Here is a 25,481-nt window from a genome sequence, read left to right as displayed (position 1 = left end):
CCGCATCCCCGCCGGCTCACTACGATCGATGTCATCACTTCCCCGGGCGAGAAGCGACCGGAGAGCGAAGTCGAGAGGGTTGATCACGGTGCGCGCAGCACGCTATTACGGTAACAAGGACATCCGCATCGAGGAGATCGACGAACCCACCGCCGGCGCTGGCGAGGTGCTCATCGACGTCGCCTTCTGTGGGATCTGCGGCACCGATCTGCATGAGTACCTGGACGGTCCGATCTTCTGCCCCACCCCGGACACGCCGACGTCCTGGACCGGGGAGACGGCCCCGGTGACGCTCGGCCACGAACTCTCCGGGGTCGTGGCGGCGCTCGGCGAGGGCATCACCGACCTCGAGGTGGGTGACACGGTGGTCGTCGAGCCCTACATCCTCAAAGACGGCACCGACACCGGTCCGGACTCCACCGACTACCACCTCTCCGAGGGGATGAACTTCATCGGCCTCGGCGGCGGCGGCGGGGGCGGCCTGGCCGAGAAGCTCGCCGTCCCTCGCCGCTGGGTCCACAAGATCGATCCCAGCATCCCGTTGGACCAGGCCGCCCTCATCGAGCCGCTCGCCGTCGCCTATCACGGAGTACAGCGCTCCGGCGCGAAGGCCGGTGATATCGCCGTGATCGGCGGCGCCGGCCCCATCGGACTGCTCACCGGCGCGGTGCTGCGGGCCCTGGGCGTGACAGTGGTGATCTCCGAGCTCTCCTCGCTGCGCCGCCAGAAGGCCCTGGACTCCGGCGCCGCCGATCACGCACTGGACCCGGCCGCGGTCGACGTGGCCCAGGAGGTGCACGACCTCACCGGCGGCAAGGGCGCGGACATCGCCTTCGAGGCCACCAGCGTGCAGGCGGTGCTGGACACCCTGATGGATGCGCTGCGACCCACCGGGGTGCTGCTGAACATCTCGATCTGGGGCCACCGCTCCGACTTCGACATGCACAAGCTGGTGATGAAGGAGATCGACCTGCGTGGATCGATCGGATACGTCAACAACCACCCGGCGGTCATCGAGCTCGTGGAGAGCGGCAAGATCGATCTCGCTCCCTTCATCACCGGGCGCATCCAGCTCGAAGACCTGATCGACAAGGGGTTCGACACCCTCATCCATCGCAACGAGACGGCCGTGAAGATCCTGGTCTCCCCCTCCGGCAAGGGCGTCGACCCGGCCTGAGCCGGGGTGCCGTGACGTTCGGCGGCCGCGATCGGAGCTCCTCGCCTCGCGGAGCTCCGGTCCCGCTGTTTCTCTCGGCGTCTCCGTGCAGCCGCGGGAGCGAAATCTTTGGGCGGAACCGGAACTGAGCGTCATCCATCTCGCGCCCCGCCTCCTCGCCCCGTCGGCCCGCACCTGATGGAATGTCCCCATGAGCCGACGTCGCCATGACCGCCACCCGCTCGGACGGGGCGTCGCCCGCCAGCGCTCGAACCGCCATGCTCTACACACTTCACGACATGCGCCCTCCCCCGTCGAACCAGCGGCGGAGAACCCTCTGATCCGGGTGCTCCGCCCAGCGCTGCGTTCCGATGATCCGTCCGCGTTCTGGGTGGCTGCGGCGCCGTTGGTCACGGAGCTCGCGAATCTGGAGCACCAGGCCGAGGTGCTGCCCGAGGGGGTGGACCTGCTCGACACCTTCCTCGAGATCAACGTCGCGGAGACCACCGCGCTGCTGCACATGGTCGCCGCGATGAGCCCCGATGAGGGTCTCCGCTCCCGGGCGCAGGTGGGACTCACCGCCCGGCGCCAGCCGATGCCGCCGCAGGTCTCCGGGCTCGCGCAGGCGTCCGTCGCCGAGGCAGTCGCCTTCTCCGACGGCGCCGGGGAGAACCTGATGGTGGAGCTGGTCCTCCCCCGCGGCGTGCGGGCCGTGCTCATCTCCTACATCCCGTGGAGTCCGTCGCCGTCGGCCCCCGGGCGCGGGAAGACTCCTGACGATCTGCACTACCAGTCGATCGTCCGTATCCCCGCCACGGCCAGCAGGTCGAGTACTCCGTGCTGTCGATGCCGAAGGCGAGGGCGACCCACAGCGCCCGCAGCCGCCCGTGCTCACCGCAGATGACCGCCGGGGCCCTCGAGCGGGTGCGCCGCCGGACTGGGCGGCTGCGGCGGGCTTCCGAGCTCGACGTGGATCTCCTGGGCGAGCAGCACGGACATGTCACGTCGCCATTCGGGCAGGCCGTGGATGTCGTCGTGGACCAGCTCCCACGGCAGCGCCGCTTCGACTCGCCTGGCCACCTCCGCCGCCCCGACGTCGAGCGGGAGGTCCAGCTGCACTGGCCGCACCGTCGCGGCGGTGACGGTGAGGCGGATCCTGCCGTCCCTCAGGTCACGACCGATCAGCAGCACGCCGGAGCGGCCGAGGTTCGACAGCGACAGTCGACGGAACGCCGCCCGGGTCTCGAGCGCGGCCCGCGGGACGAGGAAGGAGCGGATCAGCTCCCCCGGGGCGAGCGCGGTGCGCCGGTCGCCCGTGACGAGCTGTGCGACCGGCAGGCGCCGACGGCCCCCGCCCGGCCCCCACACGGTCGCCTCGGCGTCCAGGCCGGCGAGCAGTGAGGTCATCGGCCCGGCGGGCAGCGCAGCGGCGACGTTCCCGCCGACGGTCGAGGTGTTCCAGATCTTGAAGGAAGCGACGAAGGCGTCGCAGCAGGGGCGGAGCATCTCGGTCGCCGGCCACTCCTCGACGCCCGGGAATCCGTCGGCGCGGGGCTGCGCGGTGACGCCGGGACGGAGCACCCGGTAGGGCGCCTCCGTGCCGGGCAGGGCGTAGAGCTCGGCGATGGTGCAGGTCGCGGCCAGCTCCAGGCCCCCCTCCCGCACGGTCCACGGCTCCCATCCGGCGGAGCGGAGGTCGAGCAGACGGCGCAGCCGGTCGCTGCCGTAAGAGAACAGGACCGTGCCGCCGCCGAGCCAGGCATCGCCCTCGCGGAAGTCGTCGGGGTCGGCGGTGGCGCGGACCTCCTCGACCGTAGAGAGGTCCACGGACTCAGGCCTCCGTCCCCATGCGCCGCAGCACCAGCCGCTCGAGCAGCGAGACCAGGCCGTAGAGCACGAGCGACGCCGCGGTCACGACCACCACCGACGCCCACACCGAGTCGTAGCGGGCGCGGGAGACGTCCGAGACGATCTGGTAGCCGATGCCCTGGCCGGTGGCGAGCCACTCCGCCAGCAGCGCCCCGGTCAGCGCTCCCGGGATGGAGATGCGCAGCGCGGTGAACAGGGCGGGCAGCGAAGCGGGCACGGCCACGGCACGGAAAGCGGTGAACCGGCTGCCCCCGAACACTGAGATCACGTCGATCATGGCCGGGGAGGCGGAGCGCAGGCCGAGCACGATCGTCACCAGCGCGGGGAACAGCACGACGATCCCGCCCATGGCGGCGACGGTCGCGGTGCCCCGGCCGAAGATCAGGATGAGGATCGGCGCCATCGCGACCAGCGGCACGGAGCGCAGCAGCATGGCCAGCGGCAGCAGGGCGTCCTCCACCCCGCGGACCAGGGTGAACCCGGCCGCGACGATCATCGCCAGCGCCAGCCCCGCCACGAAGCCGATCGCCGCGTCGGCGAGGGTGATGCCGAGGTTGCCGAGCACGGCGGCGCGGTGGTGGGCAGCGTCCTCGTCCAGTACGAGATGGCCGACCACGTCCAGCGGACCCTTGCCGATGAAGCTGGAGACGTCGAGGACCCGCAGGCCCCCGGCCCAGATCGCGAGGACCACGGCGAGCGAGATCAGCACCCCGAGGAGGGTGCTCGAGAGGGATTTCAGGGCGTGGGTCATCAGGACCTGCCTCCTTCGGTGCCGGTGGACCAGGGGGTGGCGAAGCGGGCGACGAGCGCGAGGATCGCGAAGGCGACGCCGGCGAGCAGGCCGCACACGATCGCGACTCCCCACACCCGCTCGATCTCGAGGGACTGCTGGGCGTTGACCATCGCAGGGCCCAGGCCCCGGTCGACGCCGCCCACGTACTCGCCGAGCACCGCGCCGAGCAGCGCGCCCGGCGCCGCGATCTTCAGGGAGCTCAGGACGCTGGGCAGGGCGGAGATGACCTGGACGGTGCGCAGCTGCGTGAGGCGGGTGCCGCCGTAGACGGTGATGACGTCCAGGGCGGCCCGGTCGGCGCTGCGCAGGCCCAGGATCGAGCCGACCAGGGTCGTGAAGAAGACCGACAGCGCGGCGAGGACGACGGCGGTCCCGGAGGGGGCGCCGGAGGCGGGCGGACCGAGGACGATGAAGATGATCGGACCGATCGCGACCAGCGGCAGGCAGTAGCTGATGACGCCCAGCTGGGTGATGATCCGCTCGAGCGCGGGCACCAGCATCACCACCGCGGCGAGCAGCAGGGCGAGCGCGTTGCCGAGGAGGTAGCCGAGGCCCGCCTCCGCGAGGGTGACCGAGGCGTTGCGGGAGTAGTAGGTCCACCCGTCGGCCACGAGCTGGGCGAGGATCGCGCCGGGGGTGGGGATCGCACCGCCCTCGGCGGCCCCGGCCCCGGAGAGCACCGTGCCGGCGAGGATCCACCACCCGGCGATCACGGCGAGGGTGCCGAGCACGCCGATCGCCCAGCGGGGCAGCGGCCGACGGGCGGGCAGGGAGGGGACGGCGGGGATCTCGTCCGCGACGGCGGTGGTGGGGGTGGCAGCGGTCATGGCATGGTCCTCCTTCTCCCGCGTCGGCGGGCTCACGCGCTCTCGGGCAGCGCGGCGGCGTCGGCCGGGGCGCCGAACAGCACCTCCGAGGCGTGGTCGCACAGGGCGTGGAACTCCGGGGTGCGCATCATCTCGGGGGTGCGGGGGCGCGGCAGGTCCACGTCGAACACCTCGACGATCCGGCCGGGCCGCGCGCTCATCACGGCGACCTGGTCGGAGAGGAACACGGCCTCGGAGATGCCGTGGGTGACCATCAGGGTCGTCGCGGGCTTCTCGGTCCAGATGCGCAGCAGCTCGAGGTTCAGGCGCTGACGGGTCATGTCGTCGAGCGCGCCGAAGGGCTCGTCGAGCAGCAGCACCTCCGGCTTGACGACGAGGGCGCGGGCGATCGAGACGCGCTGGCGCATGCCGCCGGAGAGCTGGCCCGGCTTCGCGTTCTCGAAGGCGCGCAGCCCCACCAGGTCCAGGAGGTCGTCGATGTAGGGCTCGTTCTCGAGCTTCCCGGCGACCTCGAGGGCGAGACGGATGTTGCCGCGCACGGTGCGCCAGGGCAGCAGGGCGGAGTCCTGGAAGGCGATCCCGAGGCGGGAGCTGGCGCGCAGCTGCTCGGGGCTCATCCCGTCCACGAGCGCGGTGCCGGTCGTCGGCGCCTCGAGACCGGCGAGGATCCGCAGGATCGTGGACTTGCCGCATCCCGAGGGGCCCAGCAGCGAGAGGAACGAGCCGCGGTCGGTGGCGAGCTGGGTGTCCTGGAAGGCGGTCACGGGGCGGCGGCCCGAGGTGAAGGTCTTGCTCAGGCGCCGGAGGTCGATGCCGGTGGCGCCGGCCTCGGGCATCTTGACGCGGGACGGGATGGGGTGCTGCGTGGTCATGGGGTGCCCTTCAGATCGAGGTCTGGTCGGTGGCCGAGGAGTTCGGGTCAGGAGCCGAGCAGGTCGGGATGCTCCTCGTAGACCTCCTGCAGCAGGGTCGGATCGAAGAAGGAGCCCTGGTCGACCTCGTGGCCGGCGAGCGCCAGCAGCTCGACGTTCGTCGCGGCGAGCTCCTCGGAGATGGTGAACAGGCCGTTCGCCGCGGTCTCCTCGCTGACGACGAGCTGGTTCTGGGCCTCGGCCTGGCGCTGCTCCTTCTCGGGGTCCAGGCCGAGGTCCGCGCCGTACTCCTCATAGGCGAGCCGGGCGGACTCCGCCGGGTCGGCGAGGGCGTCCTGCCAGCCGCGGATCGTGCCGAGCAGGAAGGCCTTGAGCTCCTCCCGCCGCTCCTGGACGTTCGCCGCCGTGGTGACGAAGGCGCCGGAGACGAAGGGCAGGCCGTTCTCGGCGAGCGGCAGGTTCACGGCCTCCAGGCCCGCGAGGGCGACGGTGATCGCCTCGTTGGTGAGGGTGCAGATCTGCCCGTCGACCTCCCCGTTGATCAGGGGCTGCGGGTCGAACTGGACGGTCACCCGCTCGACGTCGGCGGGGTCGATCCCGTTGATCTCCAGGAGCGCGTCGAAGAGCACCTCGTTGGTGCCGGTGGCGACGCCGATCCGCCGGCCGACGAGATCGGCGGGGGTGGTGATCGGGGAGGCGGAGGTGGAGCAGATGGTGAAGGGGTTGCGCTGGAACTTCGCCCCGAGCAGCACGAGCGGCGCCTCCTCCCCCGCGACCATCGATCCGGCGGCGAGCGGGGTGGTCATACCGACGAGCGCGGAGTCGGAGAGGACCATCGCCTCGGAGGAGGTGCCGCTGGGCCCGCCGGGGATGAGGGTCACCTCGTCGAAGCCGGCCTCCGCGTAGTAGCCGCGGGAGTCGGCGAAGTACTCGCCGGCGAACTCGGTGGTGCGGATCCAGTTCTGGTTCACCTCGAGCCCGCCGAGGCTCCCGGCGTCGGCGCCCGACCCGTCGGCCGCGGAGCACGCGGTCAGGGCGAGGGCCGGGGCGGCGAGCGCCCCGCCCAGCAGCAGGCGACGGGAGGGACGGAGCCGGCGCGGGCCGACGAGGGCGGGTCGGGGATAGGACACGGGAGCCCCTTTCTGGGAGGACGGTCCGGCGAGCCGCGCACGGTGCTCCGAGGTCGGTCACCGCACCAGGTCTTCCGGTGGCGGCCACGCTATGGAACGACTGTTTCGCCAGCGGTGCGCTCCTGTTTCGGCGGCGTAAACCCGGGTCCACCGGCACCCGGACCCCGGCACGACGGCACCCGCGGAAACATGGCCGACACGTCCCGCCCCTAGCCTGACGGCGACCGGAGGGTGCGAGTCCGCACCGTCATCAGACCGCCGGGAGGCAGCCCATGGACCAGCACGCATCCACCGCCCGTTCGACCTTCGGCGTCACCATGCCGGACTGGGTCGCGGAGGAGGTGGCCGCGCTCGGCGCCGCCCCGAGCGGCGACTCCCCGGCCGCGCGCACCGTGCTCATGCGGCTGCTGAACCGGCTCGCGGAGCGGAACGTGCGCGAGGGCGGCGGCGGGCCCTTCGCCGCCCTGGTGCGCGACGGCGCGAGCGGGGAGATCGTCGCGGCTGGCGTGAACCGGGTGCTCGCCTCGGGGCTGTCCTCGATGCACGCCGAGGTCACGACGCTCTCCCTCGCGCAGACGCGGCGGGGTGCCTGGGATCTGGGCGCCGCCGGCGCGGCCCCGCTCGAGCTGTGGGTCAACGCGCGCCCGTGCGTCATGTGCTACGGCGCGACCATGTGGTCGGGGGTGACGCGCCTGGTCATCGCTGTGGACGGACCCGAGGTGGAGGAGCTCACCGGCTTCGACGAGGGCCCCATGCCGGAGGACTGGATCGGCCGGTTCCGAGAGCGGGGCATCGAGGTGGAGACCGACGTGCTGCGCGAGGAGGCGGTCGAGGTGCTGGCCGGCTACCGGGACCTCGTCTCCGCGGGCTCCGCGACGCTGTACAACGCGCGGGGCACCGGGGTGCACGCGGGCTGAGGTCCCGTCAGCCCATCACCCCGGCGGCCTTCATCGCGAGGTACAAGCGGTCCCGGCTCATGGGCAGGGACGTCACCCTCACCCCGACGGCGTCGCGGACCGCGTTGGTGAGCGCCGGGGCGACGGGCGTGTACGGGCTCTCGCTCATGGACTTCGCGCCCAGCGGGCCGAGCCGGTCGCTCGTGGTCGCGAAGAGCACCTCGGTGCGGGGGACGTCGGCGTAGGTGGGGATGTGGTACTGGCGCAGGATGTCGGTGCTCACCCGCCCCTCCGCCTCGACCACGACCTCCTCGTGGAGGGCGGCGCCGAGGGCCTGCGCGGCGCCGCCCTGCACCTGGCCGCGGCACTGGTGGGGGTTGACCACGAAGCCGGCATCGGCCGCCTGGATGCTGCGCAGGATCCGCAGCTCGCCGGTGCGGCGGTGCACGGCGACCCGCACCCCGTGGACGTTGAAGGCGACGGAGCGGGGCGAGCCGTTCCAGTGGGCCTCCGCCTCGAGCGGCCCCGGGGAGTCCGGGCCGGTGGTGCTCGCGGCGAGCTCGTCCCAGGGGACGAGGGTCGCGGTCACCCCGTGGCGGAGACCGGCCTCCTCCCCCGCCCAGTCCGCCGGGTCCGTGGTCGTGCCGCGGAGCTCCGACGCCCTCTCGGCGAGCCGGCGGGCGAGGGCCTGCGCGGCGTGGAAGGTCGCCTTACCGGCGACCACGGTGCCGGCCGAGCCGTACGCCCCGGTGTCGTGGCCGACCAGGGCGGTGTCAGACTGCAGGATGCGTATCCGCTCCGAGGCGCAGCCGAGCGCGGCCGCGGCGAGCTGGACGTGGACGGTGGTGGTGCCGTTGCCGAACTCGGCCGTGCCCGCCCGCACCTCAATCCTCCCGTCGCCCCGCAGGGCGAGCCGGCTGTGGGAGTGGTGGCCGCGCGGCGGCACCGTGTCCAGCATCGACAGCGCCATGCCGGTGCCGATCGCCCAGTCGGGGCCGAGCCCCGCGGCCCCCCGGGCACCGCCGTCGGCCCCCTCCGCCGGGGCGGCGAGCGCCTCCTCGACCAGGTCCAGGCACTGGTCCAGGCCGTAGGAGCCGTACTCGACGTCCGTCGTGGGCGTCGGCGACGTGGAGATCATCGGATCGCCCTCGCGGATCACGTTCCGGCGGCGGAACGCGAAGGGGTCCAGGCCCAGGGCACGGGCGAGCTCGTCCATCACGGACTCGATCGCGAAGACGGTCTGGCTGAGCCCGTAGCCGCGGAACGCCCCGGAGGGGACGGTGTTCGTGTAGACGACCTCTGCGTCCACCGCCTTGGCCGGTGCGCTGTAGACGGCCAGGCATTCGCCCGTGCCGTGGAACATGGTGCCGGGGCCGTGGTTGCCGTAGGCGCCGGTGTTCGACAGCAGCGAGAGGTGGATCGCGGTGAGGCGACCGTCGGTGTCGGCCCCGGCCCGGACCCGCAGCCGCATGGGGTGGCGCACCGAGGTGGAGGTGAACTGCTCGGTGCGGGTGTGCTCGAGCTGCACGGGCCGGCCGGTGCGCAGGGTCGCGAGCGCCACCAGGTCCTCGGTGAACACCTCCTGCTTCCCGCCGAAGCCGCCGCCGACCCGTGGAGCGACCACCCGGACCTTCTCAGCGGGCAGGTCGAACAGGCGCGCCAGGGTGCGGCGGGCGAGGTAGGGGACCTGGGTGCTCGAGCGGACCACGAGCGTGCCGTCGGGGTCGAGGGAGGCGATCGAGGCGTGGGTCTCGAGGCTGACGTGCTGGACGCGCTGGGTCTCGAACTCGCGGTCGATCACGACGGCGGCACGGGCGAGGCCGGCCTCGAGGTCCCCGACCCGGGTGTGCAGGACGGCGACGAGGTTCGTGGCCGCGTCGGCGATGCCGGAGCCCTCGGTCTTCTCGCCGTGCAGGGCCGGACCGGTGCGGGCTCGGGTGGGGTCGGTGTTCGCCTCGAGGAGCTCGTAGTCGACCTGCAGGGCGCGCACCCCGGCCTCGGCCGCCGCGACGGAGTCGGCGAGCACGGCCGCGACGCGCTGCCCGACGAAGCGGACGGTGTCGTCGAGCACCCGGGTGTCCAGAGGGTCGTCGGCGAGGTGCTCGTGCTGGCCGGTGGAGAACAGGACGTCCGGGGCGTCCTCGTGGGTGAGGACGCTGTGCACGCCGGGGACGGCGAGCGCGGAGGCGGTGTCGATCGCCCGGATCCGGGCGTGGGCGTGCGGGGAGCGCAGCAGCTTCAGGTGCAGCAGCCCGGGCAGCGTCGCGGGGTCGACGTCGAGGGTGTACGGCTCGGTGCCGGTGACGACGCGGCGGGCGGCGGGGGCGCCGAGGCTGCGACCCGCGGCCGCCCCCTCCTCGACGTGGACGCAGCCGGCGATCGCGTCCTCGATCGCTGAGTAGCCGGTGCAGCGGCAGAGGTTGCCCTTGAGGGAGCGGGGCAGGTCGGCGCGGTCCCCGTCGGTCAGCGCCGCGGCGGTCATGATCATGCCGGGGGTGCAGAACCCGCACTGGAAGCCCTGCGCCTTGCGGAACGCGCACTGGACGGGGTGCTCGGGCGGGGTGGCAGGGCCCGCCGGGGCGGGCGGGGTCGCATCGGCCGACGGGGCTGCGGCATCTGCCGGGATCTCGGTGGGTGCGGGGGCGGTCGCGGCGAGGCCGTTGATGGTGGTGACGGCGGAGCCGGCGGCGCGCACGGCGGGGACGACGCAGCTGTGCACGGGCTTGCCGTCCAGGTGGACGGTGCAGGCGCCGCAGTCGCCTCCGTCGCAGCCCTTCTTCACGCCGAGCCGGCCGAGGTCGCGCAGGTAGGTGCGCAGGCACTGGCCGGGGCGGGGCGGGGCCGCGGCCGGGGTGCCGTCGACGATCACGGGGGCTCCGGCCGGGGGTGCGGGGCGGGAGGTCTGCGGGGTGGTGGTCATGCGGGGATGCTTCCGTGCAGGGGGCCGGTGGTGGTGCGCAGCGGCTGGGCGGCCGCGCGACCGGTGCGCTCGGCGACGACCTCCGCCATGACGGAGAGCGCGAACTCGGCGGGGGTAGAGCCGCCGAGGTCCAGGCCGATCGGCGAGTGCAGGGCCTCGAGCTGGGCGATGGTCACGCCCCGTTCGAGGAGGCGGCGGATCCGCTTGTCGTGGGTGCGGCGGGAGCCCATCGCGCCGACGTAGGCGACCGGGAGGGAGAGCGCGGTCTCGACCAGGGGGTCGTCGATCTTCGGATCATGACCCAGGCACGCGATGACGGTGCGGTGGTCCAGCCGCCCGGCCTCGTCCTCCTCGCGGAGGTAGCGGTCGGGGCGGGCGACGACGATCCGGTCCGCGGCGGGGAACCGCTCGCGGGTGAGGAAGGTACTGCGCGGGTCGACGACGGTGGTGTCGTAGCCGAGGGTGTGGCCCTGGGCAAGGAGGGCCGCGGCGAGGTCGGTGGTGCCGCTGACGATGAGGCGCGGGGCGGGGCGCCTCACGAGGAGGAACAGCTCGGGGGCATCGGGTGCGGGCAGGGTCGGGATGCCCTCGGCGAGCAGACCGCAGTCGGTGGGGAGGGAGACGATGCCGGTCTCGCCGGCGGCGGTGCGGGCGGCGAGCTGTGCGGCGAGGCGGCGCACGAGCGCGGGGTCGACGAAGAGCACGGGCTCGCTGGCCCCGCCGGTCGCGTCGGCCTCGAAGGTGGCGCCGGGCCCGTCGGCCCCGGCGAGCAGTGCCGCGAGCGGGCCCTCCCACTCCCCCGCGTCGTCGGCGAGCGGGACGGGCAGGGCGAGGCGTCGGCTCGGTTCGTCGAGGCTCCACAGCAGCGCTCCCGGTGCACCGTCCAGCAGCGCGTCGAGTCCAGCGGCGGGGTCCGGGGCGGCGAGAGGCTGGACGAGCACGTCGATGCTGCCGCCGCACATGAGACCCACCTCCCAGGCGGCGGCGTCGGTGTAGCCGTAGGTGCGGCGCTCGGGCACGCCGGTGGCGAGCACCTCGAGGCCCTGCTCGATGAGGTCTGACTCGACGCAGCCGCCGGAGAGGGAGCCGCGCACCAGCCCGCCCTCCCCGATCACCATCGTGGTGCCGAGCGGCCGGGGCGCGGAGCCCTCGGTCGCGACGATGGTGGCGAGCGCGAGGGGCTTGCCGGCCTCGAGCCAGCGAGTGCAGGCCGCGGCGAGGGCACCCTGGAGCGGCGCGGCGAGGGTGTCGCTCATGCGCCCGCTCCCGCCTGCTCCGCGCCGGGCGCCGTCGCCCCGTGCCCCGTGAGGAACCGGCCGCGCGGGGACGCGTCCTCGTCGGCCGTGAGGATCTGCCCGCGCAGCACCGCATCGACCACCGCGCCCTGGAGCGCGAGGCCGTCGTAGGCGGAGAGCGGGTGACGGTGAACGAAGCGGTCCGCGCGCAGGGTCTGGGGGCGGGCCGGGTCGTAGAGGATCAGGTCCGCGTCGGCGCCCACCTCGAGGCGGCCCTTGTGGGCGAGGCCCACGAGGTCGGCGGTCGCCCGCGCCATCCAGCGACTCACCTGGGCGATGTCGATGCCGCGGGTGCGGGCCTCGGCGGCGACGGCGGTGAATCCGGCCTGGAGTCCGGAAATCCCGCCCCAGGCCTGCTGGAGGTCGGGGGCGCCGCGGTGCTTCTCCGCCGGGGAGGACGGCGAGTGGTCGGTGACGATCATGTCGATGAGCCCGGCCTCGAGGCCCTGCCAGAGGGCGTCGCGGTTGCCGGCGTCGCGGATCGGCGGGCAGCACTTGTACTCCGGCGACGCATCCGGCACGGCCTCCGCGGCGAAGCACAGGTAGTGCGGGCAGGTCTCGACCGTGAGCGGCAGACCCTCCGCCTTGGCCTGCTGGATGAGGTCCAGGGCGCGGGCGCTGGAGAGGTGGAGCAGGTGGGTGCGGGCCCCGGTCTCGCGCACCGCCTCGATGAGCCCCGCGATCGCAGTGACCTCGGCGGACTCGGGCCGGGAGGCGACGAAGTCGGTGTACTTCGCGGACGGCACCGCCGGGGCGGCGTCGATGGTGGAGGCGTCCTCGGCGTGGACGATCACGAGCCCGTCGAAGCTGGCGACCTCATGCATCGCCGCGCGCAGCTGGGCGGCATCGACCGGCGGGAACTCGTCCACCCCCGACGGCAGCAGGAAGCACTTGAAGCCCATCACACCCGCCTCCCACAGCGGGCGCAGCTGGGCGGTGCTGCCGGGGACGATCCCGCCCCAGAACCCGAGGTCCACCGCGAGTGCGTCGCGGGCGGCGGCCTGCTTCACACGCAGCGATGCCACGTCGATCGTGGGCGGGATGGAGTTCAGCGGCATGTCCACGAGGGTCGTGACCCCGCCGAGCGCGGCGGCGCGGGTGGCGGTCGCGAAACCCTCCCATTCGGTGCGACCGGGCTCGTTGATGTGCACGTGGGTGTCCACGTTCCCGGGCAGCACCTGCAGACCGTCGGGGACGACGAGGGTGCCGGGCAGGCGCGGTGCCCCGTCCGGGAGCGGGCGGATCACGGTGATCCGGCCGTCCTCGATGTCGAGCTCGGCCGCGACGAGCCGGTCCCCGAGCAGCATCTCGTGGGCGCGGACGGTGTGCAGCTCGCCGGAGCTCGTCCCGGCTTTCGTCGCGGCCGTCGTCCCTGGTCCTGGCATGGTCCGGGGCCTCAGCAGAATCCGCCGAGCCACTCCCAGGCGGCCGGCTGGTCGGGCTCGCCGGGGCGGGTGACCGCGGCCTGCATGAGCCCGTAGGGGCGGTCCCCGGCGATGAACACCTCGTTGTCGTTGCCGAGCTCGAAGGGGCTGAGGTCCACGAGGTAGTGGTGCTTGTTGGGCATGACCATGCGGATCTCGGCCAGCTCCGGACGGGCGGCGAGCACGGCCTCGCCGATCGCGAAGAGGGTCTGCTGCAGGGACAGGGAGTGCGTGGTCGCGAAGGTCTCCAACAGCACCGCGCGCACCGCCGCGAAGGTCTCGTCCGGGTCGACGCCGGAGGTCCCGTCGGCCGCGACGGGCTCACGGAAGCGCCAGCGGGCGGTGACCTCGGTGGCGAGGATGCGGTCGGTGGTCTCGGGCAGGGTCGTGTACCGGTCCCGCGGGAAGCCGTGGAACTCGCTGCCGGTCGACTTCAGGACCACGAGGTCCTTGATCCCGCCGATCACGTGGGTGGCGCCGTCCTGGACGGTGACGGCGGCGGTGCGGACCTCGGGGCCGGTGCGCACGAAGGAGTGGTCGTGCCCCTCACCTGCGGCGGTGATGCGCTCCCAGCCGAACTGCTCGGCCTCCCAGCGCCCGCCGGTCAGCCACGTGCCCTCGGCCATGAAGTGCTCGGCCAGGCGCAGCAGGAACCGCTCGGGACCGGCGACGCCGTACTGCTTCGCGAAGGCGTAGACGGTGTTCTTCTGCGTGTCGGTGGCGATGACGCGCGCGTTGTCGCCGGTGCGGTAGCAGTCCTCGAAGTCGCCGCGCAGCATCGAGGTGACGTTCAGGTCCGTCAGCGCATGGCGCAGGGCGGAGCGGCCCACGTGGACGAGCCGCACCTCGGCCTTGCCGTACTGGTTCCGGCCCAGCACGGCGGTGGGGGCGGAGCCGGCGGGCGCGGAGCCCGCGGGGGTGGCCGACGGGGCGGGGGTCTGCGGGGTGGTGGTCTCGAGCATGTCAGCTGCCTCGGTAGGTGGAGTGGGCGAAGGGGCTCAGCAGGAGCGGCACATGGGCGTGGGCTTCGTCGAGGGAGAAGGCCACCTCGACCTCGGGGAAGAACGTGTCCTGGCGGCGTTCGGCGTAGTAGGCGCCGGTCGCGAAGCGGAGACGGTAGGTGCCCGGCACGAGCGCGATCGGGCCGAGGTCGCGCACGCGCCCGTCGGTGTCGGTGACCCCGGTCGCGACCTCGGAGCCGCCAGCATCCAGGAGAGTCACGGCGACGCCGACAGCGGGCCGGCCGGTGCCGGTGTCGAGCACGTGGGTGGTGACGTGGCTGATGACGGCGTCCTTCCTCCGGCGGTCGGCGGGTCCCGCGCGCCGCCTGCGACAGGCTGCGCGGCCGGCTCCCACCCTGGTTCCTCCACGCTAGAAATCGAGTGCGGCCGGACCGTTTCTCCCGTGTAAAACATGTGTTTCGCGGGTCTGCTCTGCAGATGTAACCACCGTGAAACAGGCCCAGACGCCCGCTGAAACACACGATCCCTAGCGTCGGACTCGCCGCCACTGCCCCGAGGCGCTGCACCCCTTGAGAAGAAGGCGAACGCCATGAAGATTCCTCGCACCTCTGCCTCCACCCCGACCCGACGCGTCGTGATCGGCACGTCCCTCGCCGCGCTCGGCGCCCTGTCGCTGGCCGCCTGCGGCGGGGCCGACGCCGAGTCCGCCTCCGGCGGCTCCTCCGACGGCGGGGAGGGCGCGGCCGACTACGGCACGCTCGACATCAACCTCTCGTGGATCAAGAACGCGGAGTTCGCCGGCGAGTACATGGCCATCGACCGCGGCTACTTCGAGGAGGCCGGGTTCTCCGAGGTGAACCTCATCGCCGGCGGACCGTCCGGCACCTCGAGCGAGACGATGGTCCTCTCGGGCTCGGCGATCATGGGCACCACCTCGCCGCTCGGCGTGGCGCCGCTGATCCAGGACGAGGAGGCGCCGCTGAAGATCATCGGCACCACCTACCAGAAGAACCCCTTCACGATCATCTCCCTCGGCGACGCGGCCCCGATCGCGACCCCGGCGGACCTCGTCGGCAAGAAGATCGGCGTGCAGACCGGCGTGAACGAGACCCTGTTCGACGGGTTCCTCGCCGCCAACGGGATCGACGCGGCCCAGCTCGAGAAGGTGCCGGTGCAGTACGACCCGCAGCCGCTCGTGAACGGCGAGGTCGACGGGTTCTTCGGCTACCTCACCAACGAGGCGCTGACCCTGGAGCTCGCCGGCGAGGACGTGGTGAACCTGCCGCTGGCGGACAACGGCCTGCCGTTCATGGCCGAGAGCCTGGTGGTCACCCAGGAGAGCATCGAGACCCGGCGCGAGGCGCTCAAGGCCGCGCTGCTCGCCCTCATCCGCGGCTGGAGGGACGCCGTCGCCGAGCCCGAGGAGGGCGCCCGGCTGGCGGTCGAGGAGTTCGGGCAGGATCTGGGCCTGGACCTGGAGAAGGAGATCCGGCAGGCGGAGGAGCAGATCGACCTGGTCAGCACCGAGGAGACCACCGCCAACGGGCTGCTGACCATGTCGGCCGAGCTGATGCAGCAGAACGTGGAGGCACTCGCGGGAGCCGGGTACGAGCTCACCGTCGAGGACTGCTTCGACACCACCCTGCTCGAGGAGGTCTACGCGGAGAACCCCGACCTGATCTGACATGGGGGAGCCGACGGGGGCGGACCGCAGGGTCCGCCCCCGTTCCCGTGCGCGCGGGGAGCGGCCGCCTGCCGCTCCGGCTCAGCTGCCCTCGAGCTCCCCGAGGGCGTCATAGGCGGCGGTGATCCGGCTGATGCGGCGGGCCCCCTCCGGCCCCAGCCGGTTCAGCACGCCGTTCGACAGCACCGACACCAGCGCCATCGCGGTCGAGTAGGAGTCGAAGGCGCCGTCGGAGTCGATCGGGCACTCGAGCCAGCAGTCGGCCCCGGCGGCGTAGGGGCGGGCGGTGCCGTCGCCGATCAGCAGGCACGAGGCCGGTCCGTCGGAGATCGCCGAGGCGAGGTCGGGGAAGGTGGCGGGACGTCGTCGGAAGCCGACCAGCACCACCAGGTCGTTCGCGCCGATGCCGACCAGCTCCTCCCCCAGCGCCTGGCCCGGCCGCGGCGCCACCCGCACGTCCTCCCGCGCCTGGATCAGCTGCTGGTGCAGATGCAGGGCGACCGGATAGCTGTTGCGCAGGCCGATGACGAGGATCCGCCGCGCCCTGCTCAGCAGGGCGGTGGCCTGCTCGAGCCCCCCGGCGGAGAGCACGCTGAGCAGACGGTCGTGATTCTCCCGCTCCGCGCGCAGATGCGCCTCCAGACCGGGCCCCAGTCCCGGCACGCCGGTCCGGGTGGGCGCCGCGAGCGGCGTGCCGGCGCTGCGCATGGCCCGGGTGTGCTCCTTGACCTCGCGGAAGTCCGCGAAGTCCAGCTTGCGGAACAGCCGACTCACCGTCGCCTTGGACACCCCGGTCTCGCGACTGATGTCCGCGGCGCTGAACACGGCCAGGTCGCCGAGGTGCTCGAGCAGGAAGTCGCAGATCCGCCGCTCCTGGGGCGTGAGCTCGGCATACCTGCCGTCGATCCGCGCGTCGATGCGGGCACCGCTCATGCCGCGCCCGCGGTGTGCAGGACGGCCGCCTCGAAGGCCTGCAGGGCGACGGCCACGTCCTCGACGGTGACGGACTCGTCGGGGTGGTGGCTGACGCCATCGGCGCAGCGGACGAACAGCATGCCGATGTCGGTGACGGCGGCCATCGCCATCGCATCGTGACCGGCGCGGGAGAACAGCTCCATCGGCTCATCATCGCCCGTCGCACGGATCCCCGCACGCACCGCATCCATCAGACGGGGTGCGCAGCGCACGGCCGGGGCCGCGTGGATCTGCTCCACGTCCAGCGTGAGCCGCCGCTCAGCGCAGGCGCCGCGCACACGCTCCAGGATCCGCTCGAGCACCTCGTCGCGCAGCCGGTCCGTCTCGGCGCGCAGGTCCAGCGACATCTCCACCCGTCCGGGCACCACGTTGACCCCGCCGGGGAACGCCTCGAGGCGGCCGACGGTCGCGATCGCTCCGTGCTCCCGGGCGATCCGCTCGATGTCGAGCACCGCACGGCTCGCGCCGATCAGCGCGTCGCGGCGCCGCTCGTAGGGGGTGCCGCCGGCATGCCGGGCCTCCCCGTGGATGGTGAGGGCGAAACGGCGGGCGCCCGCGATCGAGGTGACCACGCCGAGGGGCCGGTCCGCCGCCTCGAGGAAGGGGCCCTGCTCGATGTGCACCTCGAGGTAGCCGGCGAGGTCCTCGCGGCGCAGCGCCGCCTCGTCGATCCGGGCGGGGTCCAGGCCGAAGGAGGCGAAGGCCTCGGCCATGGTCACGCCGTCCGCGTCGGGCAGGTCGAACCACTCGGGCTCCCAGGTGCCGGCCAGCGCGCGGCTGCCCAGCAGGGTGACGCCGAAGCGGGTGCCCTCCTCGTCGGCGAAGGCGACGACCTCGAGGGCGAAGGGCAGCTCCGCGGCCCGCTCCCGCAGCCGGGCGACGGTCTCGACGGCGAGCAGCACCCCGAGGATCCCGTCGTACCGCCCGGCGTCCGGCACCGTGTCCAGATGGGAGGCGAGCACCAGGGCGGGCAGTCCTTCCCGGGAGCCCTCGAGCCGCCCGCGCTGGTTCCCGGCGGCGTCCTGCCAGGTGCGCATCCCGGCGGCGGTCATCAGTTCGGCGGCCACCGGGTTGTGGCGGGCGTGCTCGGGGGTGAGGTAGGTGCGCTCGATGCCGTCCTCGCGCGCGGAGATGGCGGCGATCCGGTCGCAGTCGGCCATGATGCGGCGGGCTGCCTCGAGGGCGTCGGCGCTCATCGCGCACCTCCCGCGCTCTCAGGGGTCGCTCCGTCGTAGTGCTCGAGGGCCGCGCCGACGCCTCCGCCGCCCCGCACGCTCACGCCGCCGCGGCGGAGCACCTGCTCGAGCGCGGCGAGGGTGAGCAGCACGGCGTCCCGGCGGGCGTTGTAGCCCATGGTGCCGATGCGCCACACCGTCCCGTGCAGCGGCCCGAAGCTGGTGCCGATCTCGATCCCGTAGTCCTCGAGCATCGCGGCACGGGCAGCGTCCCCGTCGATCCCGTCGGGGATCCTCACGGCCAGCACGTTGTGCATCCGGTGGGTCTGGTCCCCGAACAGCTCCAGCCCCAGGCCCTGCACGCCGGCGGCCATCGCTCCCCCGTGGAGACGGTGGCGGACGACGGACGCCTCCATCCCCTCCTCGACCAGCAGCCGGGCGCACTCGCGCGCGGCGTACAGCATGCTGGTCGCCTCGGTGTGGTGGTTCAGCCGCTGCTCGCCCCAGTAGTCCAGGATCATCGAGAGGTCGAAGTAGTTCGAGGCGATGCGTCGGCCGCGGCCGGGGCTGCCGTCGGCGATCCCGGCCTCGACGTGCCGCCGTGCGGCGATGACCTCCCGTGCCCGAGCGGAGAGGGTCAGCGGGGAGCTGCCCGACGGGCCGGCCAGGCACTTCTGCAGTCCGGCGGTGGCGGCATCGATACCCCACGCGTCCACCGCCAGCTCGTTGCCGCCGAGGGACGCGGTCGCGTCGGCGTACAGCAGGGCGCCGTGTCGCGCGGCGATCGCGCCGAGCTCCTCGAGGGGCTGGTTCATGGTGGTGGAGGTGTCGCCCTGGACAACCGCGAGCAGCTTCGGACGCTCCCGCGCCACGGCCTCCTCGATCCGGGAGACGGGGACCACCTGACCCCACTCGGCCTCCACGGTGCTCACCGCCGCGCCGCAGCGCTCGGCGATCTCCACCAGCAGGTGGCCGAAGCGGCCGAACACCGGGACCAGCACCCGATCCCCGGGCTCGAGCAGGGAGACCATGACCGCCTCGGTGCCGGCCCGGGAGGTGCCGTCCACCAGCAGGGTCGCCTCGTTCGCGGTGCGGAACACCTCGCGGTAGAGGGTCTGGGTCTCGGTCATCCAGGCGGTCATCGCGGGGTCGAACTGGCCCACCAGCGCGGCGGACATCGCGCGCAGCACGCGCGGATCGGCGCTGATCGGGCCGGGACCCATCAGGAGCCGATGCGGCGGATCGATCGGGGCGGTGCTCATGGGTGGGATCCGTTCTGGGGACGTTCCTGGGGCGAACCCCCAGTCAATGCAACAGACGTTTCACGGGTGTTTCGGGCCGGGGTCAGTCCGCGATCAGGGCCTCGAGGCGGAGCAGCGCGATCTGGCGGAGCTGCTCGGCCCGTTCGGCCCGCTCCGCCTCGTCGTCCTGACCGAGGCGGCGCTCGAGCTCGGCGAGCATCTCGGCCTGGCTACGGCCCGCGGCGCGGATCAGGAACACGGTGCCGAAGCGTCGCTCGTAGCGGGCATTGGCGAGGACCCACGCGTCCGGGTCCTCGACCCCGGCCTGCTCGGCGGAGGAGTGCGCCGACTCGGCGGCGCTCAGTCCCGCGGCCCGCTCCCCGATCCGCGGGTGATGGGAGAGCGCGCCGAGAACGTCCTCGGTGCTCCAGGCGCGGGCGCGGGCGGACGCCTCGGCGAGCAGCGACTCCCGGCCGGGGTACGGGCGGGCGGCGATCAGACGCCTCACCCAGCTCTCGATCGGGGCGCAGGCGCGCAGCTGCTCGGCGAGCCCCGCGGGCGGGGCGCTGTTCAGACGGTCCAGGGCGGTGCGCGGTGTCATGCGAATCCTCCTTCGAGGCGGGCGGCGAGGCGGATCAGGGCGAGGTCGCTGCCGGGCGGGCCGACCAGGGTGAGGGCGGTGGGGAGGGCCGGTCCACCGGGAGTCGGCGCGGTGGACAGCGGGACGGCGACGGCGGGCAGCCCGGCGAGACCCGCGAGGCAGGTCAGGCGGAGGGTGCGGGCGCGGTGCCCCTCGAGCACAGGCGAGCCCGCCGCGGCCTCGTGCAGCAGCGGGGCGACGGACGACGCCGCCGGCACCACCAGCACCCCGTCAGCGAGCCGCGCGCTGATCGCGTCGACGGCGCGGGTGCGCACCGCGCGGGCGGCCTCCTCGTCGGCGGGAGTGAGCGAGGCGGCGGCGTCGAAGCGGGCGCCGACGTCGGGGGCGAGCGCCTCGCGGTGGGCGCGCACCCACCCGCCGTGGGCGGCCCAGGCCTCCCGCGCCTGGAGCACCCGGAACGCCTCGGCCCAGCTCTCCAGCTCCTCCGGCGCGAGCGGTGCGGCGGCCTCGAGGCGCGCCGCGGCGGACCAGCGGCGCAGCGTGCTGTCCAGGGTTCCGGCGACCTCGCCGTCCAACAGATGCTCGAGGCCCGGGACGGGGCGCAGCACCGGATCCTCGAGCACCGATGCCGGCTCCGGCAGGAGGACGGTCGCGGCACGGGCGAGCAGCGCCGGATCGCGGGTGAGCAGGCCGACGGTGTCGAAGCTCGGCGCGAGCGGGAGCACGCCCTCCCGGGAGACGGCGCCATAGGTGGGACGCAGCCCCCACAGCCCCTGGAAGGCGGCGGGGACCCGGATCGAGCCGCCGGTGTCCGTGCCGAGGCCGATGCTCGCGTGGCCGAGCGACACCGCGGAGGCGGGGCCGGAGGAGGAGCCGCCGCTGATCCGGTGCGGGGCACGAGGGTTCGGAGGCGTGCCGTAGTGATGGTTCGTCCCGGCGAGGCTGTAGGCGAGCTCGTCGGTGGCGGCGATTCCGCGCACCTCCGCACCGGCCGCCAGCAGGGTCTGCAGGGCGGCGGCATGGCGCGGCGCGGGGCGGGCCCGGTCGAGCAGGGCGGGGCTTCCGCCGCCGAGCCGCTGTCCCTCGACGGCGATCACGTCCTTGACGGCGATGCTCTCCCCGTCGAGCGACCCCGGTCCCTCGCCGGGCGGGCGCGAGGAGGGGAGCAGCGGATCGCCGACCACCCGCCAGATGCGGCGGTCCAGGGCGGGGGCGGCGACGGCCACGTGGGCAACGGCGACTTTCCAGCCGTCCTCGCCCCGCCGCCACACCTGGGTCTGCTGGCCGCGGCCTCCGCGCAGCAGCTCGGTGGTCGCCACCACGGCGGCGTGCTCCGCGCCGAGGGCGCGCACCTCGAGCGCGACGATCCGCCTCGCCGGCGCCCCGCCGCGCCCGCCGCGGAAGGCGCTGATCGCGTCGTGGCCGCGCAGCAGCCCGACGGCGTCCCCGCGCAGGGTGTCGGGACCGGGCGCGAACAGCGTGTCGAGCATGGGGAGATCGTCGGCCATGAGTGCGGTCTCGTAGGCCCAGAACGCCTCGAGCAGGCCCGGGATCTCGGGTCCGTGGGCGACAGGTCCGTCGGTCGAGGGCGCAGCGGCGGGGCCGTCGGTCGAGGGCGCGGGGACGGGTGCGGGTGGGGTGGACGGAATGCTCATCGACGGACCTCCGCGAAGTCGGCCGTGCGGATACGGGCGTGCACGCCCTTGACGACGTCCACCACCTGGGAGATGTCGAAGTCGGTGGCGGCGCTGAGATAGGCGTAGGCGTGCTCCGGATCCAGGCCCCAGCGGGCCTGGAGCAGCGCGATCGCGTGGCGCACGCAGTCCTGGACGGCGCGGTCGAGGTCCTCGTCCATGCCGGTGGGGACCAGGTGCTCGGCGGTCTCCGCGAGGGGCCCGGCGATCTCGCCGAACTGTGCGACGGCCTCCTCGCGGGCGATCACGTCCAGCTGTAGCCGGCTGCGGAGGCTGGCCTCCATCGCGGTCAGCGCCACCTCCCCGTCGCCCTGCGCGAAGTGGGGGTCGCCGAGGTAGGCGAGCGCCCCCTCGACCTGCACCGGCAGGTAGAGGGCCGAGCCGGCAGTCAGCAGGTTCAGGTCGATGTTGCCGCCGTGCGCGCCCGGCGGCACCGAGTGCGGGCGCTGCGTGCCGGGAACGGCCACGCCCATGATCCCCAGGAACGGATGCAGTGGGAACCGGATGCTGCGCTCGGCCCCGGCGCGCGGCGCCATGGTCCCGAGCAGGCCGTCGGGTCCGTCCTCGACGCCGGCGAAGACGCTCACCGTGCCCTCGCCGCGCGGATACTCCCCGGGCAGGGCGCCGCGGCCATGGCGGTTGGAGACCACGCCGTAGGGGACGCGCGGGGTGTGCTCGAGGATCGTGATCCGCAGCAGGTCGCCGGGGCGGGCTCCGGCGACGTGGATCGGTCCGGTGACCACATGCGGGCCGTCGCGTCCGGGATCGCGGCGGCCGTGTCCGGCGGCGATCGCGATCGCGTCGGGCAGCACCTGTTCGGGGTCGACGCCGTGGGCGGCGAAGAAGGCGAGCGGGTCGCGGCCCTGGTCCTCGAGGATCCCCTCGTGGCTGAGGGTGTCCACGACCACCTCGTCGCCGGGATCGAGGCGCAGCACCGGGGAGTCCGCGGCGCAGGGCAGTCGGCCCCAGACGGTCGTCGCCTCCTCCACGGGGAGATGGACGGCTCCGGGCCCCGGGCCGTCCCCGGGGGCGCCGTCCGGTCGCAGGATCTCGGTGGTCATGCTCCTCCTCAGGTCGCCGCCCACGCTAGCGGCGGGGTTTTACGCGCCTGTTACACGGCTGTGCCGTCGGGGTTTCGCACGATGCATAGCGTCCGAGCCATGACGGACACCTCCTCCCCCGACCTCGCCGCCGCCCCGGAGGCCGCACCCGCCGACGGAACCCCCGTCGGACCCCCGGCGCGCGATCCGCAACGAACCCACCTGCGCCTGATGCTCACCCTCACCTTCGCCACCGGCATCGTCGATGCCGTCGGCTTCCTGGGGCTGGACCGGGTGTTCACCGCGAACATGACCGGCAACGTGGTGATCCTCGGCATGGCGCTGACCGGGGCGGACGACCTCCCAGTGACCGGGCCCGCGCTGGCCCTGGTCGGCTTCGTGCTGGGCGCGGTCCTGGCCGGCCGCGCCCTCGGCAGCCTCACCGGGGCCTGGTCCGCGATGTGCACCGGCCTGCTCTGCGGCGTCGGGACGCTGGTGATCTGCCTCGGGATCCTGCTGATGCTGTGGGCAGATGCCCCGCACCCGGTGCTGCTGGGGGTGACCGGGGCGCTGGGCCTGGCGATGGGGGCGCAGGCCGCGACCGCCCGGGCGATCGCGGTGAAGGACGTGACCACCGTGGTCATCACCTCCACGATCACGGGCCTGGCGATGGACTCCCGCCTGGCCGGAGGCTCCGGGCCCCTGTGGGCGCGGCGCCTGCTCGCGGTGGCGCTGATGCTGGTCGGCGCGACCGTCGGGGCACTGCTATTGCGGGTGCATGTCGGGGCGGGCCTGGTGCTGGCCGGTCTGATCTGCGCGGTCACCGCGCTGATCGGGCACCGGCGGGGTCGGGTCTGAGATCGGGGTCGGGCGCAGGGCCGGCCTGTGTCAGCGGGCCGCGCGCAGCCCCAGCCGGGCGAGATCCACAGCGGTGTCGAGATCGCTGCCGTCGTCCAGGTCGCGGCAGTCCACGAGGTCTACGCGCCCTGCGTGAGCGCGCAGCCAGTCGCGCGCGCCACGGTCCCCGTGGGCCTGAGCGGCGGCTTCCCGGGCGTCGGCCGCGTCCATCAGCACAGGATGGCGGCGCAGGAGTCTGCCGTCCGGACCGGGATACGCCGCTGCGGTCGCGCGTCCCGGCCGATGCGCCCGGAGCAGCCGACGCACCAGCTCGGCGTCGAGCCCCACCTGATCCACCAATGCGATCAGCAGATGCGGGGCACGGGCGGCGGCCACCCCGGCGCGCAGCGAGACGGAAATGCCGAGCCGCCACAGCGGGCTGTCGACTACCACCGCGCCCGCCTCGCGCGCCACCGCGCCGACCTGATCGCCGTAGGCGCCGACGACCACCACCACGTCCCGGCAGCCGCCCGCGAGCAGGCGCCGCGTCTGCACGGCGACCAGCGGCTCGCCGTCCTTCTGCAGCATCGCCTTGGGACCGCGGCCCAGACGGCGCCCCTCACCGGCGGCAAGCAGCACGGCCGTGGTGTCCGGGAGCTCGCGCTCGTCGGGCGAGGGGCGGGGGCGGGTCTCGGACTGTGACACGGGGGCCTCAGGCGCTCTGCAGCTCGGAGACCGCCAGGTCGAAGCGGTAGCCGACGTTGCGGACCGTGTGGATCGCGGAATCGATGCCGGTGCCGAGCTTCGCGCGGAGGCGACGCACGTGCACGTCCACCGTGCGGGTCCCGCCGAAGTAGTCGTATCCCCACACCTCCTGCAGCAGCTGGGCTCGGGAGAACACCCGTCCCGGGTGCTGGACCAGGTACTTCAGCAGCTCGAACTCCTTGAAGGTCAGCTCGAGCGGCTGCTCGTCCAGGGTGGCGGTATAGCTCGTCTCGTCGATCACCAGGCCGCCCACGGTGATCAGCTCGGGTCCGACCTCGGGGGCGGGCGCGAAGCGGAGGGCGAGGCGCAGCCGGGCGTCGACCTCGGCCGGTCCGGAGGCGGGGAGCAGATAGTCAGCGGCTCCCCAGTCCTGATGCGCGGCGGCCAGGCCGCTCTCGGCCATGATCAGGACGAGCGGCAGGGTGAGCCCGGCCGCCTCGAGTCGGGTCACCATGTGCGGGGCCCAGGTGAGATCCGCGGTCGCGTCGAACACCGCGACGTCGCATTCAGGGGCGCGCTGCAGCTCGGGCTGCGACGCCCCGGCGTAGTGCACGGTGTGCGGCAGGATCGCGAGCGCCCGGAGGACGGGGCGATGCAGGGCGAGGGGTGCCGGGGAGATGTGCAGGACGCGCAGACCGGAATGCGAGGGACGGCTCACCGCGGGACCACCTTCTGGATCAGGACAGGGCGGCTATGAAACGTCCCCGTCGCGTTCCCCCACTCCACCGCAACACTCATTTCATGCCCATGCCGGAGTGCCGCCGAGACCGAAACGTGACCAGCGGTCCATGGGAGGGAAGCTCGGCGGCGGAACCGCCAGGGCGCCCGGGCGGTGGTCTCCGACGCTGCGGTCCTCGCGCTCGGGAGCTCGCGGGTGGCGGTGCCGGGGGCGGGGGACTGCCGCACCGTCAGGTGACAGTTTGACCTGCCCGTGCGGCAGTCCCGCTTCACAAGACCCTGTCAGTCATCGAGAAGTCATCGACGACGGCGTGGAGCAGACACCACTCCATCGCGCTCGGCGAGGACGACGGCCAGGTGGTACTCCCTGACGTCAGCACATCGTGGCTCGATCGAATGCGCACGGCCGATCAGCGCGGCTCCGTCGTGTAGTGGGCCGGCGCTGAGCGCCGTGCGGAGAAAACTGCTGCGGACACTCTCGGAGGCGACATGGCATGGATTTCCGAGGAGGAGTGCGAATAGCGCCGTGGTGAACGCCGTCGCGTCCGGCACCTGTTCGAGGGTGTCGAGGAAGAGTTCGACACCGTGATGACGCAGATCAGTCATGCTGCGTACGGGAAGGCCGCGGTCGATGAGCTGTGCCACGA

The 25,481-nt window shown here is 73.4% G+C and carries 24 protein-coding genes; 5 read left to right on the top strand and 19 right to left on the bottom strand.

Annotated elements, in window-relative coordinates; all coding sequences use genetic code 11:
• The first annotated feature begins 88 nt into the window (after positions 1-88).
• Entirely contained in the window at positions 89-1,177 is a 1,089-nt protein-coding gene (locus ACT3SQ_RS14145; RefSeq protein WP_444601247.1) for a 2,3-butanediol dehydrogenase, read from the top strand.
• Positions 1,178-1,367: 190 nt separating this feature from the next.
• Positions 1,368-2,060 (top strand): hypothetical protein, encoded by a 693-nt coding sequence (locus ACT3SQ_RS14140; protein WP_444601246.1) that lies wholly within the window; start codon positions 1,368-1,370, stop codon positions 2,058-2,060.
• Here ACT3SQ_RS14140 and ACT3SQ_RS14135 read toward each other — a convergent pair.
• From ACT3SQ_RS14135 to ACT3SQ_RS14115, 5 genes are read right to left on the bottom strand one after another with little or no spacing between them, the layout of a single operon-like run.
• A complete protein-coding gene (locus ACT3SQ_RS14135; RefSeq protein WP_444601245.1) occupies positions 2,048-2,983 on the bottom strand; it encodes an FAD binding domain-containing protein in 936 nt (311 codons plus the stop codon). The genes ACT3SQ_RS14140 and ACT3SQ_RS14135 overlap by 13 nt on opposite strands.
• 4 nt (positions 2,984-2,987) lie before the next feature.
• Positions 2,988-3,776, bottom strand: coding sequence for an ABC transporter permease (locus tag ACT3SQ_RS14130; RefSeq protein ID WP_444601244.1), 789 nt, complete (start codon positions 3,774-3,776; stop codon positions 2,988-2,990).
• Positions 3,776-4,645, bottom strand: coding sequence for an ABC transporter permease (locus ACT3SQ_RS14125; RefSeq protein ID WP_444601243.1), 870 nt, complete (start codon positions 4,643-4,645; stop codon positions 3,776-3,778). The genes ACT3SQ_RS14130 and ACT3SQ_RS14125 overlap by 1 nt, the downstream gene beginning before the upstream one ends.
• Positions 4,646-4,677: 32 nt before the next feature.
• Positions 4,678-5,517 carry an ABC transporter ATP-binding protein gene (locus tag ACT3SQ_RS14120; protein ID WP_444601242.1) on the bottom strand — a complete coding sequence of 280 codons (840 nt, stop codon included), beginning with the start codon at positions 5,515-5,517 and terminating at the stop codon, positions 4,678-4,680.
• A gap of 47 nt (positions 5,518-5,564) precedes the next feature.
• Positions 5,565-6,647, bottom strand: a complete 1,083-nt coding sequence (locus ACT3SQ_RS14115) for an ABC transporter substrate-binding protein (RefSeq protein ID WP_444601241.1) — start codon at positions 6,645-6,647, stop codon at positions 5,565-5,567.
• A 272-nt stretch (positions 6,648-6,919) separates the two neighbouring features.
• Between ACT3SQ_RS14115 and ACT3SQ_RS14110 the strand changes: the two genes are divergently transcribed.
• Positions 6,920-7,564, top strand: a complete 645-nt coding sequence (locus ACT3SQ_RS14110; protein WP_444601240.1) for a nucleoside deaminase — start codon at positions 6,920-6,922, stop codon at positions 7,562-7,564.
• A gap of 7 nt (positions 7,565-7,571) precedes the next feature.
• Here ACT3SQ_RS14110 and ACT3SQ_RS14105 read toward each other — a convergent pair whose 3' ends face one another.
• From ACT3SQ_RS14105 to uraH, 5 genes are read right to left on the bottom strand one after another with little or no spacing between them, the layout of a single operon-like run.
• On the bottom strand, positions 7,572-10,463 hold the full coding sequence (locus ACT3SQ_RS14105; protein ID WP_444601239.1) for a molybdopterin-dependent oxidoreductase: 2,892 nt from the start codon (positions 10,461-10,463) through the stop codon (positions 7,572-7,574).
• Positions 10,460-11,719 carry an XdhC family protein gene (locus ACT3SQ_RS14100; RefSeq protein ID WP_444601238.1) on the bottom strand — a complete coding sequence of 420 codons (1,260 nt, stop codon included), beginning with the start codon at positions 11,717-11,719 and terminating at the stop codon, positions 10,460-10,462. The genes ACT3SQ_RS14105 and ACT3SQ_RS14100 overlap by 4 nt, the downstream gene beginning before the upstream one ends.
• On the bottom strand, positions 11,716-13,143 hold the full coding sequence (gene allB / locus ACT3SQ_RS14095) for an allantoinase AllB (protein ID WP_444601237.1): 1,428 nt from the start codon (positions 13,141-13,143) through the stop codon (positions 11,716-11,718). The genes ACT3SQ_RS14100 and allB overlap by 4 nt, the downstream gene beginning before the upstream one ends.
• 11 nt (positions 13,144-13,154) lie before the next feature.
• Positions 13,155-14,144, bottom strand: a complete 990-nt coding sequence (pucL, locus tag ACT3SQ_RS14090) for a factor-independent urate hydroxylase (RefSeq protein WP_444601236.1) — start codon at positions 14,142-14,144, stop codon at positions 13,155-13,157.
• 1 nt (position 14,145) lies between these two features.
• Positions 14,146-14,466: a hydroxyisourate hydrolase gene (gene uraH, locus ACT3SQ_RS14085; protein WP_444601249.1), complete on the bottom strand. Its 321-nt coding sequence runs from the start codon at positions 14,464-14,466 to the stop codon at positions 14,146-14,148.
• A gap of 267 nt (positions 14,467-14,733) precedes the next feature.
• Between uraH and ACT3SQ_RS14080 the strand changes: the two genes are divergently transcribed.
• Positions 14,734-15,828: an ABC transporter substrate-binding protein gene (locus ACT3SQ_RS14080; RefSeq protein ID WP_444601235.1), complete on the top strand. Its 1,095-nt coding sequence runs from the start codon at positions 14,734-14,736 to the stop codon at positions 15,826-15,828.
• A gap of 81 nt (positions 15,829-15,909) precedes the next feature.
• Here ACT3SQ_RS14080 and ACT3SQ_RS14075 read toward each other — a convergent pair whose 3' ends face one another.
• From ACT3SQ_RS14075 to ACT3SQ_RS14050, 6 genes are all read right to left on the bottom strand, one after another.
• Positions 15,910-16,761, bottom strand: a complete 852-nt coding sequence (locus tag ACT3SQ_RS14075) for a MurR/RpiR family transcriptional regulator (protein ID WP_444601234.1) — start codon at positions 16,759-16,761, stop codon at positions 15,910-15,912.
• Entirely contained in the window at positions 16,758-17,999 is a 1,242-nt protein-coding gene (locus tag ACT3SQ_RS14070; protein ID WP_444601233.1) for an allantoate amidohydrolase, read from the bottom strand. Before ACT3SQ_RS14070 ends, ACT3SQ_RS14075 begins: the two co-directional genes overlap by 4 nt.
• Entirely contained in the window at positions 17,996-19,240 is a 1,245-nt protein-coding gene (locus ACT3SQ_RS14065) for a pyridoxal-phosphate-dependent aminotransferase family protein (protein WP_444601232.1), read from the bottom strand. Before ACT3SQ_RS14065 ends, ACT3SQ_RS14070 begins: the two co-directional genes overlap by 4 nt.
• A gap of 82 nt (positions 19,241-19,322) precedes the next feature.
• Complete coding sequence (uraD, locus tag ACT3SQ_RS14060) at positions 19,323-19,820, bottom strand: 2-oxo-4-hydroxy-4-carboxy-5-ureidoimidazoline decarboxylase (RefSeq protein ID WP_444601231.1); 498 nt, start codon at positions 19,818-19,820, stop codon at positions 19,323-19,325.
• Positions 19,817-21,475: an AtzH-like domain-containing protein gene (locus ACT3SQ_RS14055; protein ID WP_444601230.1), complete on the bottom strand. Its 1,659-nt coding sequence runs from the start codon at positions 21,473-21,475 to the stop codon at positions 19,817-19,819. Before ACT3SQ_RS14055 ends, uraD begins: the two co-directional genes overlap by 4 nt.
• Positions 21,472-22,575 (bottom strand): acetamidase/formamidase family protein, encoded by a 1,104-nt coding sequence (locus ACT3SQ_RS14050; RefSeq protein ID WP_444601229.1) that lies wholly within the window; start codon positions 22,573-22,575, stop codon positions 21,472-21,474. Before ACT3SQ_RS14050 ends, ACT3SQ_RS14055 begins: the two co-directional genes overlap by 4 nt.
• A 99-nt stretch (positions 22,576-22,674) precedes the next feature.
• On the opposite strand from ACT3SQ_RS14050, the gene ACT3SQ_RS14045 reads away from it, so the two are divergent.
• Positions 22,675-23,412, top strand: a complete 738-nt coding sequence (locus ACT3SQ_RS14045; protein WP_444601228.1) for a YoaK family protein — start codon at positions 22,675-22,677, stop codon at positions 23,410-23,412.
• A 30-nt stretch (positions 23,413-23,442) separates the two neighbouring features.
• Here the strand turns inward: ACT3SQ_RS14045 and ACT3SQ_RS14040 are convergent, their stop codons facing one another.
• From ACT3SQ_RS14040 to ACT3SQ_RS14030, 3 genes are all read right to left on the bottom strand, one after another.
• The gene (locus ACT3SQ_RS14040; protein ID WP_444601227.1) at positions 23,443-24,096 is read right to left on the bottom strand and encodes a nucleotidyltransferase family protein; all 654 of its coding nucleotides are present in this window, start codon (positions 24,094-24,096) and stop codon (positions 23,443-23,445) included.
• 7 nt (positions 24,097-24,103) lie between these two features.
• On the bottom strand, positions 24,104-24,814 hold the full coding sequence (locus tag ACT3SQ_RS14035) for a winged helix-turn-helix domain-containing protein (protein ID WP_444601226.1): 711 nt from the start codon (positions 24,812-24,814) through the stop codon (positions 24,104-24,106).
• 317 nt (positions 24,815-25,131) lie between these two features.
• Positions 25,132-25,479 (bottom strand): hypothetical protein, encoded by a 348-nt coding sequence (locus tag ACT3SQ_RS14030; protein ID WP_444601225.1) that lies wholly within the window; start codon positions 25,477-25,479, stop codon positions 25,132-25,134.
• Positions 25,480-25,481: the final 2 nt, after the last annotated feature.

This window comes from Brachybacterium sp. AOP42-C2-15 (genome assembly GCF_052377065.1).
Classification (GTDB): Bacteria; Actinomycetota; Actinomycetes; order Actinomycetales; family Dermabacteraceae; genus Brachybacterium.
Note: the sequence above shows the minus strand (reverse complement) of the source record. Positions and strands in the feature narration are given on the sequence as shown.

Excerpts from the sequence above, each read along its gene's own strand:
- ACT3SQ_RS14140 (WP_444601246.1), top strand. The coding sequence starts at position 1,368 with ATGAGCCGACGTCGCCATGACCGCCACCCGCTCGGACGGGGCGTCGCC.
- ACT3SQ_RS14130 (WP_444601244.1), bottom strand. The coding sequence starts at position 3,776 with ATGACCCACGCCCTGAAATCCCTCTCGAGCACCCTCCTCGGGGTGCTG.
- ACT3SQ_RS14125 (WP_444601243.1), bottom strand. The coding sequence starts at position 4,645 with ATGACCGCTGCCACCCCCACCACCGCCGTCGCGGACGAGATCCCCGCC.
- ACT3SQ_RS14120 (WP_444601242.1), bottom strand. The coding sequence starts at position 5,517 with ATGACCACGCAGCACCCCATCCCGTCCCGCGTCAAGATGCCCGAGGCC.
- ACT3SQ_RS14110 (WP_444601240.1), top strand. The coding sequence starts at position 6,920 with ATGGACCAGCACGCATCCACCGCCCGTTCGACCTTCGGCGTCACCATG.
- ACT3SQ_RS14105 (WP_444601239.1), bottom strand. The coding sequence starts at position 10,463 with ATGACCACCACCCCGCAGACCTCCCGCCCCGCACCCCCGGCCGGAGCC.
- ACT3SQ_RS14100 (WP_444601238.1), bottom strand. The coding sequence starts at position 11,719 with ATGAGCGACACCCTCGCCGCGCCGCTCCAGGGTGCCCTCGCCGCGGCC.
- allB (WP_444601237.1), bottom strand. The coding sequence starts at position 13,143 with ATGCCAGGACCAGGGACGACGGCCGCGACGAAAGCCGGGACGAGCTCC.
- pucL (WP_444601236.1), bottom strand. The coding sequence starts at position 14,144 with ATGCTCGAGACCACCACCCCGCAGACCCCCGCCCCGTCGGCCACCCCC.
- ACT3SQ_RS14080 (WP_444601235.1), top strand. The coding sequence starts at position 14,734 with ATGAAGATTCCTCGCACCTCTGCCTCCACCCCGACCCGACGCGTCGTG.
- ACT3SQ_RS14075 (WP_444601234.1), bottom strand. The coding sequence starts at position 16,761 with ATGAGCGGTGCCCGCATCGACGCGCGGATCGACGGCAGGTATGCCGAG.
- ACT3SQ_RS14070 (WP_444601233.1), bottom strand. The coding sequence starts at position 17,999 with ATGAGCGCCGACGCCCTCGAGGCAGCCCGCCGCATCATGGCCGACTGC.
- ACT3SQ_RS14065 (WP_444601232.1), bottom strand. The coding sequence starts at position 19,240 with ATGAGCACCGCCCCGATCGATCCGCCGCATCGGCTCCTGATGGGTCCC.
- uraD (WP_444601231.1), bottom strand. The coding sequence starts at position 19,820 with ATGACACCGCGCACCGCCCTGGACCGTCTGAACAGCGCCCCGCCCGCG.
- ACT3SQ_RS14055 (WP_444601230.1), bottom strand. The coding sequence starts at position 21,475 with ATGAGCATTCCGTCCACCCCACCCGCACCCGTCCCCGCGCCCTCGACC.
- ACT3SQ_RS14050 (WP_444601229.1), bottom strand. The coding sequence starts at position 22,575 with ATGACCACCGAGATCCTGCGACCGGACGGCGCCCCCGGGGACGGCCCG.
- ACT3SQ_RS14045 (WP_444601228.1), top strand. The coding sequence starts at position 22,675 with ATGACGGACACCTCCTCCCCCGACCTCGCCGCCGCCCCGGAGGCCGCA.